Here is a 9,976-nt window from a genome sequence, read left to right as displayed (position 1 = left end):
AATTTCAACGTCCCATTCATCCGCCGGGCATTGCTCCAGCGCATATCGGATGCCGAAATATCCGGTACTCGGGAATATGCGCCGCGGAGCCAGTTCGGATGGCTCAAGCCCCAGTTCGCGGCATCCAGCTTCATAGTCGGTGAGCGGCAATATCGCCGCCATCTTGCCGGCGGCGCCGAACATGTTGATCGAGGCCCAGGTCCACTCGTCCCGCCTGCCCTTGATCCGCGCCCAAAGGCTCTCCTTCGGGAAGTACTTTTTGACTACGATCGGATGCGAAAGAAGGATCACCAATTCGGCCGCCTGCACGATTGGCGACGTGGGATAGCTCGGATTATCCAGCCTGCGCTTCATCGGCTTGCCTGTGTTGCAGACGAAAAGCCAAGTGGTCTTTGTCCCGCTCATTCCGATCGAAGCCTTTGGCTCGTTGAATCGCAAGACGGCATCGCTGGCATCGACGCGTTCCGATATGTCCTCGAGCAAAACGCCGTTGCCGACGACGAACAATCTCTTTCTAGCCATCGGGCTCCTCTGGCGCCCGCCACTCGCCGGGCGGTTGCGCTCTTTAAAACATTGTCCAGCTCGACCGCAAACTTTGCAGCGCATGAAACCAAGTGGGGCAGCAGCAATCCTCGTCTGCGGACCATCAGGCTCAATGTCGACCTTGTGAAGAAGCCTGCCGAATGCCTCGACTATGTCTTTATGCACGAGCTGCTGCATTTTCTCGTCCCCGATCACAGCGCCCTCTTCGTCGGTGCGATGGACGAGATGATGCCCAACTGGCGCGTGATCCGGCAAACCCTCAACGACGCGCCTTTGTCCTACGGTGAATTGTACCGGTGCGGGCCATCCCTCATCGAGATTGCCAAAGATCGGCGCCTCCGCCGCTGACCTACCCGCTATCTAGATTTCAATGACTTATTGCCCCGCCTTCTCCATGCCAATCAGCAGCAGCGCCGGGCGCTCGCCGGGGATGCGAATAAAACCCGACCAGCCACTCCATGTGCGAGCCGGGTGCGAGTGCCACCAGCCCGGCGCCAGTTACCCGCATCTTGGCGCGCAGCCTGCCCACCCGATCTGCGAGATGTCGGACACGGTCTCACGCCGCTGATAGGGTTGTGCGAGGCGGACCGCACATGGCGGCCCGCCGTCTGTCAGGTCAGTTCTTCTCGACCAGACGATAGTAGACGAAGTCAGAGGTCGCGCCGTTGACGAAGCCCGAGACCTTGGGCTGCATCCCGACCTGCTGGACCGCCTGGAACATGATGACGAAGGGCGCCTTCTGCTGGATCTGCTCCTGCAGGTCGACATACATCTGGTTTCGCTTGTCGGCGTCGGGCTCGGCGAGCGCGGCCATCGTCGCCTTGTTCATCTCCTCCGGCACCGCCCAGGCGTTACGCCAGGTCGTTGTCGAGGCATATTTGTCATCGGCATTGTCGGCATTGTAGGCGAATGCCTTGGCGTTCGAATGCGGGTCCATGAAGTCCGGCCCCCAGTAGAGCAGCATCGCCTCGTGCGTGCGGGCGCGATATTTCGTGATCACCTGCGCGCCGGTGCCGGGGATGATCTCGAAATTGATGCCGGCATCGGCGAATGTCGACTGCAACGACTGCGCGATGTCGGTGAACGGCGCCGAGTTGATGACGTCCATGGTCACGTTGATCGGAAGCTTCACGCCGGCATCGGCGAGGATCTTCTTGGCCTTCTCCGGGTCGTAGGTGAAGGGCGTGTCGGTCAGTGCGCCAGGGAAGCCGGCCGGCCAGAAGGCCTGGTGGATCTGCATCTGACCCTTCAGGAAGGTGTCGGTCATGCCCTTGTAGTCAACCAGGTAGCGCGCTGCCTCCCACACCGCCTCATTGGTCAGCGCCTCGACCTTCTGGTTGAAGGAGAACCAGTGGACGGCGGCCTGCGGATAGGTTTCGATCTTGATCGAACCCTTGGTCTCGAGACCGGCGATCTGGTCCGGCGTCAGGTTCTTGGCCATGTCAACGTCGCCCGATTCGAGCAGGAGCTGCTGCGTGGCGGCCTCGGCGACATGACGGATGATCACTGATTTGATCTTCGGTGCGCCGTTGAAATAGTCGGGATTGGCGTCCATCGCCAGGATTTCGGCCGGACGGTAGGTGCGCAGCTTGAACGGGCCGGTGCCGGCCGAGTTGGCGTTGAGCCAGTTATTGCCGAGGTCGCCGTCCTTCTCGTTCTGCATGACGGTTGCTTCGTCCACGACCGAGGCCGGGCGCGCAGCGAGCACGTTGAGCACGAAGTTGGGCGAGAAGTCGCCGGCGTATTTGATGGTGACCGCGCCATCGCCCAGCGTGACCATCTGCTCGATGTTCTCGGGCGTCCAGCCGAGTTGGGTGAGGATGAAAGCCGGCGCCTTGTCGAGCACGACGACGCGCTTGAAGGAGAAGAGCACGTCTTGCGGCCGCACCGGGTTGCCGGAATGGAATTTCACCCCTTCGCGCAGCTTGAAGGTGATTGTCTTGGCCGCCGCATCAACGGTCCATTCCGAGGCGAGACCGGCGCCAAGCGTTTCGATGTCGGCGGCATCGTACTGCACCAGCCGGTCATAGGCGTTGGTTACGAATTCGCCGGAGGAGAATTCGTAAGCCTGCGCCGGATCGATGGCGACGATGTCGTCGATGTTCTGCGCCACGACCAGCACGTCGGCCGGCGTTTCTGCAAAGGCGCTGCCGAGCGGCACGGCGGCCGTCACCATCGCAGCCAGTAAGGCCTGCTTCAGGATCTTCATGACTTCGTTCTCCCTGCTGAAGTGGAATGATTGAGCCCGATGACGACGTCAGTCGCCGGGGAGGCAGTTGTCGGCGCCGGCTTTTCGCCCTCCTGCCGCGGACGCATGATGGACATGGTGCCGGTCCACAAGATGCGCGCCGGCCGGTCGCTCTCGTTTGCCCAGCTATGGTCGCTGGAACCCCTGAAATGCAGGCTGTCGCCGGCGGCGAGCCTTATGGTCTGGCCATCGACGGTCTGCGTGATCAGGCCGTCCAGCACGTAGAGCAATTCGTCGCCCTCGTGGTGGACCATTTCCGAGCGGTGCCCTGGGGGGACAACCATGATGAAGGAGGATAGTCCGCGACCGGGAAACTCGGCATGCAGGCGCTCGTACATCATGGACGACCCAGGCAGCGCGAAGGCCAAACGCGATCCGGCGCGAGTGACGCCGGTGCCGATAGATGGCGTGGCAATGAAATAATCGACGTCGACTCCAAGCCCGCGCGCGATGCCGGCGAGCGCTCCGAGCGAGGGGGTCGCCTGATCCCGCTCGACCTGGCTGAGGAATCCCACCGAAAGCCCGGCGGCGCCGCCGAGCGCCTGCAGCGTCATGTGCAGCTGCCGTCGGCGCGCGCGGATCAGCGCGCCGATCCGGGGCTGGAGTGCCGGCTGGGGGTGCGGCGAGTTCACGCGAGACTCCATCAAAATTTTTTTGATGTAAGCAAAATCTTTTGTGTTATCCAAGCCGGAAATTGCGGCGCGCGTTTTTCCGGTGGGCTAGGATTGGACAAGCGCCATCACGCAAGGAAGCCGAAGCGATTGTCCATCGAGCCAGCAGTCGAGCCGGGTCCGGCCCGGACCGCCTTTTCGGGCCGCTCCCGCGCCGGCCGGCGTTTTGCCGTGTCTTTGAGTGCGGTTCTTATGACGACCGCTTTCACTTTCCTCGGCCTTTTGGCCATCACTTTCTTCATCGGTCGCGTCGTCCCGATCGACCCGGTGTTGGCGGTGGTGGGCGATCGCGCGCCGCAGGCAGTCTACGAGCGCGTGCGCGAAGAGATGGGGCTCGATCGCCCCTTGTTCGTGCAGTTCTTCTCCTATGTGGGCGACGTGCTGAGCGGCAATTTCGGCATGTCGGTCACCACGCAGCGGCCCGTCCTCGACGATCTGATGCAAGTCTTTCCGGCCACGCTCGAGATGGCCACGCTCGGCATCATCATCGGCGTCGCACTGGGCGTGCCGATGGGAGTGATTGCCGCAAGCCGCCAGGGCAGCCTGACGGACCAGGCAATTCGTGTCGTCGGCCTGCTCGGCTATTCCATGCCGGCCTTCTGGCTCGGCCTCGTCGGCCTGCTTGTCTTCTATGCGCGCCTGCAGTGGGTGGCGGGGCCGGGCCGCATCGACATCTTCTATGACGGTCTCATACCGACCGCGACCGGCCTGATGCTGGTCGACAGCCTGGTAGCGGGCGATTTGGACGTGTTCTGGAATGCCGTCAGCCATATCGTGCTGCCGGCCTCGATCCTCGGCTTCTTCAGCCTTGCCTACATCGCGCGCATGACGCGCTCCTTCATGCTCAACCAACTCGGGCAGGAATATGTGACGACGGCGCGTGTGAAGGGCGTGTCGGAGCGGGCGGTCATCTGGCGCCATGCCTTCCGCCCCATCCGCGTGCCGCTGATCACCGTCGTGGGCCTTTCTTATGCCGGCCTGCTCGAAGGCTCGGTGATGATCGAGACCGTCTTTTCCTGGCCGGGCATCGGCAACTATCTCACCGCCGCGCTCTTCAATGCCGACATGAACGCCGTACTCGGCGCGACTCTGGTCATTGGCGCGGTCTTCATCGTCATCAACAAGGTGTCGGACGCGCTCTATCGCGTGCTCGACCCCCGGGCTCAGTAGGAGGCGGCGATGGCGACCACCCGTGAATGGCTGCTGACGGAATCGCCCGCTTCGCGCTTGCAGGCCCGGCTCGGCCGCTCCTACCGGATGCTTTTGGCGTTGCTGCGCAACCCGCTCGCCGTGCTCGGCGCAATGATCGTGCTGGCGCTGGTGATCATTGCGATTTTTGCCCCTTTCTTTGCGACCCACTCGCCCTACACCGTCGAGCTGACCGACCGTCTGCAGCCGCCCAGCAAAGAATTCTGGCTGGGCACGGACGAACTCGGCCGGGACATCTGGTCGCGCTTGGTCTTCGGCGCCCGCATCACCCTGATCATCGTCGTCCTGGTGGCCGCAATCGCCGCGCCGCTCGGAACGATCGTCGGTGCGGTGTCCGGCTATCTCGGCGGTTGGGCTGACCGCATCCTGATGGGCATCACCGACATTTTTCTCTCCATGCCCAAGCTCATTCTAGCGCTTGCCTTCGTGGCTGCGCTCGGCCCCGGCATCGAGAACGCGGTGATCGCCATCGCCATCACCTCCTGGCCGGCTTATGCACGCATCGCGCGCGCCGAGACGCTGACGATCCGCAACTGCGAGTTCATCTTCGCCGCTCGGCTGCAGGGCGCGTCCGCCGCGCGGATCATCGTGCGCCACATCCTGCCGCTCTGCTCGTCATCGGTGATCATCCGCGTCACCCTCGACATGGCCGGCATCATTCTCACCGCCGCGGGGCTGGGCTTTCTCGGGCTCGGCGCGCAGCCGCCGCTGCCCGAGTGGGGCGCCATGATCAGCCGAGGCCGCGCCTTCATCCTCGACCAGTGGTGGGTTGCCACCATGCCGGGTTTCGCCATCGTCATCGTCAGCCTCGGCTTCTGTTTCCTCGGCGACGGCCTGCGCGACGTGCTCGACCCGAAGAGCGGGAACAGTCAATGAGCGAACCGCTGCTCGAGGTAGAGAACCTGCGCGTCCGCTTCCCCACCGCAAACGGTCCGGTGGAGGTGGTGCGCGGTGTCTCCTTCGCGCTCGGCCGCGAGCGTCTCGGCATCGTCGGTGAAAGCGGCTCCGGCAAGTCGCTGACCGGACGTTCGATTCTTCGCCTGGTGCGCGCGCCCGGAAAGGTGACGGCCGACCGCCTGCGATTCGAGGGCAAGGATCTGCTCGCGATTTCGGAATACGAGATGCGCCAGATCCGCGGCGCGCGCATCTCGATGGTGATGCAGGACCCGAAATTCTCCCTCAACCCGGTGATGACAATGGGCGAGCAGATCGGCGAGACGCTCGCCGTGCACGGCAGGCTGCCACGCCGACAGATCCGCCGTCGCGTGCTGGACATGCTCGAGGCTGTGCAGATTCGCGAGCCCGAGCGCGTTTACGGCCTGTACCCGCACGAAGTGTCCGGCGGCATGGGCCAGCGCGTCATGATCGCCATGATGCTTATCCCGGAACCCGCGATCCTCATCGCCGACGAGCCGACCTCGGCACTGGATGTCTCGGTGCAGGGCGAGGTGCTGCGGCTGATCAATGATCTGATCACCCGCAATGGCATGGGACTGATCTTCATCAGCCACGACCTCAATCTCGTCTCGCAGTTCTGCGACCGAATCCTTGTCATGTATCGTGGCGAGATTGTCGAGGAATGCGCGGCCGGCGCGCTGGAGAAAGCGCGCCATCCCTACAAGCGTGGACTGCTCGCCTCGGTGCCGAGGATCGACGAGACGCGCGCGGAACTGCCGGTGCTCGACCGCGGCGCATGGGCGGGAGCATGAACGCGATCAGCTTGCGCAACCTTTCCGTGTCCTATGGCGACACGCGTGTGGTCGAGGACCTCTCGCTGGACATTGCTGAAAGCGAATGCTTCGGCCTCGTGGGCGAGAGCGGCTCGGGCAAGTCGACAGTGCTGGGCGCCATTACAGGGCTCGTGGCCGATTGGACGGGCGATATTTCTTTGTTCGGGAAACCGCGCGGCAAGGCGATCGATCGCAGCTTCGCCGCGCTCTGCCAGATGGTCTTTCAGGATCCCTACGGCTCCCTCCACCCGCGCCAGACGGTGGATGCGGTGCTGTCCGAGCCGCTCGCCATCCACGGCGTCGGCGACGCCGACGAGCGCGTGCCGGAGATGATGGCGGCCTGCGGCCTCGATCCGCCCTTCCGTTTTCGCCTGCCGCATCAGCTTTCCGGCGGCCAGCGCCAGCGCGTGGCGATCGCGCGCGCACTCATGCTGAAGCCGAAGATATTGCTGCTCGATGAGCCCACTTCGGCACTTGACGTCTCGGTGCAGGCCGAAATCCTCAACCTTTTGAAGCGCCTGCGCCGGGAACAGAAGCTCACCTACATCCTCGTCACACACGATCTGGCCGTCGTCTCCTTCCTCTGCGACCGCCTCGCGGTGATGCGACAGGGCCGTATCTTGGAGGTGACCGGCGTCGAGGCGCTGAAGACGAACTCCATGACCCATACCTACTCCCGCGAACTGATCGCCAGGAGCACGACGCGGGTTACAGCCTGACAGGAGAGCCATGCAACCGGAAAAGATTTTCGCCGCGCTCGGCGCGTTTGGCACTGCACTGGCACAAGGCGGCGCGCCCGACGCGCCATGGACCGCGCTGCAAACACTCGCCCAGCGCATCGTGGGGGCGCGGCTCTTTACGGTGATGGCCATCGACCTCGACGCCAATGTGGCGAGCCGGCTCTACACGAACATGCCCGACGTCTATCCCGTATCGGGAACGAAGCCGATTTCCGTCACGCCTTGGTTCGAGCAGGTGGTGCTCGACAAGAAGATGTTCGTGATGAACACGATCGCGGAGATCTCGCAGCACTTCTTCGACCACGAGCTCATCGCCTCGCTAGGCTGCGGCTCCTGTGTGAACCTGCCGGTGATCGTGAAGGGACGCGCACTCGGCACGATGAATATGCTCAATTCGGAGGGCTATTTCACGCCCGAACAATTGGATTTGGTGCAGCACCTGCAGGTTCCGGCAATGGCGGCGTTTCTAGCCGCCGGCGAAGCCGCCACGCCTTAAGACGCAATCATGTCATTTATAACGTACCTCGTTATGGCGCGTCCCATCCTTTGAGCTGACGAGTGGGAACTTCTGCGCGCCACCCTTCTCTGCCCTTCCGCTGCCCTCCCCTTCACCTTCCGCTGACGCGCGCTTCGCTCAGTTGCCTTCTCCGCAACTGTGGCAGCAAACTTTATCCACAGTTTCGCACAATCGATTTTGCTTGGATCGCGCTAAGACCGGCCGATCGTGGCCGCAAGCCGCCGACAACCAGGTGATCGGAAGCAGGCGTACAGTCGGCGCCGTTCTGATCGTCATAGAAGACGGCCAGGACCCCCACCGAGTTCCGATTCCCTGCCAAGCTGCCATTTTCTAGTCCAACGCATGACGAACGTCAGCAAACCGTGCTGATCGTCTGTACCCGAATTCCAGTTCGCGCGCTTATGCAACATCGACAACGCCATAACGGCCTCGCTCGCCGCATGATGGGCTCAGTTGCGCCAGATTCAGACCTCTGCACTTGACTCAGCAAAGGTCGACATCAGGCTCCGAAAGCTGGATTCGATGCCCATTTAGAGTTCAGCTGCTGCTTGTCGGTTCACCTTGGGGCGTTCCTCGGCGGAGCTTGCCGGGAAGCCGCTCCCCTTTGGGCGTGAACTCAAGCGATCCCGAATTTATGCAGAATCGCTCTCCGGTAGGCGGGGGGGGGGCCGTCAGGAAAGACATGGCCTTGGTGCGCCCCACAACGGGCGCAACGATTTCCGTTCTGACCATTCCATAGCTGGTGTCGCGGATGCCGCGCAGATGGTCTTCAACGAAGGGCGCTGTGAAGCTTGGCCAGCCGGTGCCACTCTCGAACTTCGAGCCGCCTTTGAACAACGGCAGTCCGCACAAGCGGCAGGTATATACCCCCTCTCGCTTTTTCTTAAGGAAGACACCGCAGAACGGCGCTTCCTCACCAGGTTCGAGCAGCAATTGTTGCTCTTCCTCGCTGAGGTCTGCAACAAGCTCGCGCAGCGCGCCATGGGTGGGAGGTGTAAGGTCGAACGGTATTTCAGATGTGTTCGGCCTGGTCTGTGTCCTTGCTACCCAACGGGTCGCCGCTGGGCAGACTGCTTGCATGGATTCGGGCGGCACCACCCTGGCGCCGCCCGCTTTCGGTCGCCTAGCGCGGCGCGCCCGAACGCTGCCCTGAGTTCGTTGGTCAACAGCTCCGGCTGGTGACGGCCTTCACCGGGTGGGGATTTGACCGGGTTTAGACGAGATTGGTTGTGACGTCGATGTTACCGCGCGTCGCCTTGGAATAGGGACAGATCTCGTGGGCTGCATGGATGATTTCGTGGGCGACCTCGCGGTCGATGTCCGGCAGCCTGACGTTGAAGCGCGCCCGCAGGAAGTAGGAGCCGTCGTCGACGTTGAGGTCGATCTCGGCGTCGACCTCGGGGCCGGCCGGCAGCTTGATGTTTCTCTGAGCGGCGGCGTGTTCGATCGCGCCGATGTAGCAGGCCGACCAGGCGGCGCCGAACAGATTCTCGGCGGCCGGGTGCGGCTGCTTCAGCTTGAGGTCCAGCTGGCCGTCGGCGCTGCGCGTGCCGCCGTTGCGGCCGCCGGTGTTGTGGGTCTTGCCGGTGAGGAGAAGCTTCTCGGTCATTGGGAAATCCTTTCTGTTGAGTTTCTATCGTATCCGCTTTTATCGGATGAGATGCAAATACGCTGCCAAGAAGGCGATGTCAACACCCTTGCGATTTAATCGGATGCGATTTATGTTTGACCAACAGAAACCAATATCGATAGGACATGCCCATGCCCGCGACCCCAGCAGGAAAGAGCCCGGAAACGCCAACGCCCTCCAGCAACAAAACCGCCGATGACCTCGGCAAGCTTTCAAGCTTTCTGTGTTTTGCGATCTATTCGGCGAACCTGGCCTTTGGTCGTGCGTACAAGCCGATCCTGGACAAGCTCGGCCTGACCTACACCCAGTACATCGCCATGGTGGCGCTTGCCGACGCAGACGACCAGACCGTCGGGGCGCTCGGCGAAAAGCTCTTCCTCGAATCCAACACACTGACGCCCATCCTCAAGAAGCTGGAGTCCATGGGCTATGTCCGACGCCAGCGCGATCCCGCCGACGAACGGCAGGTGCGGCTGAGCCTGACGCCCGCCGGGCGCAACCTGGCTGAAATGGATCCCGGTGCGGCGCTGCTGGAGGCGACCGGGCTCGGAGAGGACTTCCCAGTCGTGCAGAAGACCGTGGCAAAGCTGCGCGACAATCTCCTGCGGGCCACACAGCCTCGACCAAAGTCATAGTGGCTCGCCCGGCCTACGCCCGCAGGCTTGAAACATGTCAGAGGAACGCACCC

The 9,976-nt window shown here is 62.6% G+C and carries 12 protein-coding genes; 7 read left to right on the top strand and 5 right to left on the bottom strand.

Annotated elements, in window-relative coordinates; all coding sequences use genetic code 11:
* Nucleotides 1-522: hypothetical protein (locus MAXJ12_RS37810; RefSeq protein WP_040588027.1), on the bottom strand; the 522-nt coding region annotated here is incomplete at its 3' end.
* 51 nt (nucleotides 523-573) lie between these two features.
* Between MAXJ12_RS37810 and MAXJ12_RS37805 the strand changes: the two genes are divergently transcribed.
* Complete coding sequence (locus tag MAXJ12_RS37805; protein WP_008838981.1) at nucleotides 574-891, top strand: M48 metallopeptidase family protein; 318 nt, start codon at nucleotides 574-576, stop codon at nucleotides 889-891.
* 268 nt (nucleotides 892-1,159) lie between these two features.
* On the opposite strand, the gene MAXJ12_RS25620 is transcribed toward MAXJ12_RS37805, so the two are convergent.
* On the bottom strand, nucleotides 1,160-2,752 hold the full coding sequence (locus MAXJ12_RS25620) for an ABC transporter substrate-binding protein (protein ID WP_008838980.1): 1,593 nt from the start codon (nucleotides 2,750-2,752) through the stop codon (nucleotides 1,160-1,162).
* Nucleotides 2,749-3,435: a helix-turn-helix domain-containing protein gene (locus MAXJ12_RS25615; RefSeq protein ID WP_050898901.1), complete on the bottom strand. Its 687-nt coding sequence runs from the start codon at nucleotides 3,433-3,435 to the stop codon at nucleotides 2,749-2,751. The genes MAXJ12_RS25620 and MAXJ12_RS25615 overlap by 4 nt, the downstream gene beginning before the upstream one ends.
* A gap of 219 nt (nucleotides 3,436-3,654) precedes the next feature.
* Here MAXJ12_RS25615 and MAXJ12_RS25610 point away from each other — a divergent pair, with 219 nt between their 5' ends.
* Genes MAXJ12_RS25610 through MAXJ12_RS25590 form a run of 5 tightly spaced genes read left to right on the top strand, consistent with a single transcriptional unit; the run spans nucleotide 3,655 to nucleotide 7,637 of the window.
* Complete coding sequence (locus MAXJ12_RS25610) at nucleotides 3,655-4,632, top strand: ABC transporter permease (RefSeq protein WP_085984078.1); 978 nt, start codon at nucleotides 3,655-3,657, stop codon at nucleotides 4,630-4,632.
* A 9-nt stretch (nucleotides 4,633-4,641) separates the two neighbouring features.
* Nucleotides 4,642-5,547, top strand: coding sequence for an ABC transporter permease (locus tag MAXJ12_RS25605; RefSeq protein ID WP_008838977.1), 906 nt, complete (start codon nucleotides 4,642-4,644; stop codon nucleotides 5,545-5,547).
* Nucleotides 5,544-6,380, top strand: a complete 837-nt coding sequence (locus tag MAXJ12_RS25600; RefSeq protein ID WP_008838976.1) for an ABC transporter ATP-binding protein — start codon at nucleotides 5,544-5,546, stop codon at nucleotides 6,378-6,380. Before MAXJ12_RS25605 ends, MAXJ12_RS25600 begins: the two co-directional genes overlap by 4 nt.
* Complete coding sequence (locus tag MAXJ12_RS25595) at nucleotides 6,377-7,120, top strand: ABC transporter ATP-binding protein (protein ID WP_040588024.1); 744 nt, start codon at nucleotides 6,377-6,379, stop codon at nucleotides 7,118-7,120. Before MAXJ12_RS25600 ends, MAXJ12_RS25595 begins: the two co-directional genes overlap by 4 nt.
* 10 nt (nucleotides 7,121-7,130) lie before the next feature.
* Nucleotides 7,131-7,637, top strand: coding sequence for a GAF domain-containing protein (locus MAXJ12_RS25590; RefSeq protein WP_008838974.1), 507 nt, complete (start codon nucleotides 7,131-7,133; stop codon nucleotides 7,635-7,637).
* A gap of 558 nt (nucleotides 7,638-8,195) precedes the next feature.
* Here the strand turns inward: MAXJ12_RS25590 and msrB are convergent.
* Together msrB and MAXJ12_RS25580 are read right to left on the bottom strand one after the other, a co-directional pair.
* The gene (gene msrB / locus MAXJ12_RS25585) at nucleotides 8,196-8,756 is read right to left on the bottom strand and encodes a peptide-methionine (R)-S-oxide reductase (RefSeq protein ID WP_420891353.1); all 561 of its coding nucleotides are present in this window, start codon (nucleotides 8,754-8,756) and stop codon (nucleotides 8,196-8,198) included.
* A gap of 115 nt (nucleotides 8,757-8,871) precedes the next feature.
* Complete coding sequence (locus tag MAXJ12_RS25580; RefSeq protein WP_008838972.1) at nucleotides 8,872-9,267, bottom strand: Ohr family peroxiredoxin; 396 nt, start codon at nucleotides 9,265-9,267, stop codon at nucleotides 8,872-8,874.
* Between the two features lie 152 nt (nucleotides 9,268-9,419).
* Here MAXJ12_RS25580 and MAXJ12_RS25575 point away from each other — a divergent pair, with 152 nt between their 5' ends.
* Nucleotides 9,420-9,923 carry a MarR family winged helix-turn-helix transcriptional regulator gene (locus tag MAXJ12_RS25575; protein ID WP_008838971.1) on the top strand — a complete coding sequence of 168 codons (504 nt, stop codon included), beginning with the start codon at nucleotides 9,420-9,422 and terminating at the stop codon, nucleotides 9,921-9,923.
* The last annotated feature ends 53 nt before the right edge of the window (nucleotides 9,924-9,976 follow it).

Origin of the sequence: Mesorhizobium alhagi CCNWXJ12-2 (genome assembly GCF_000236565.1) — a bacterium.
Taxonomy (GTDB): domain Bacteria; phylum Pseudomonadota; class Alphaproteobacteria; order Rhizobiales; family Rhizobiaceae; genus Allomesorhizobium; species Allomesorhizobium alhagi.
The sequence above is the reverse complement of the archived record's forward strand: the minus strand, read 5'-3'. Positions and strand labels throughout refer to the sequence as shown.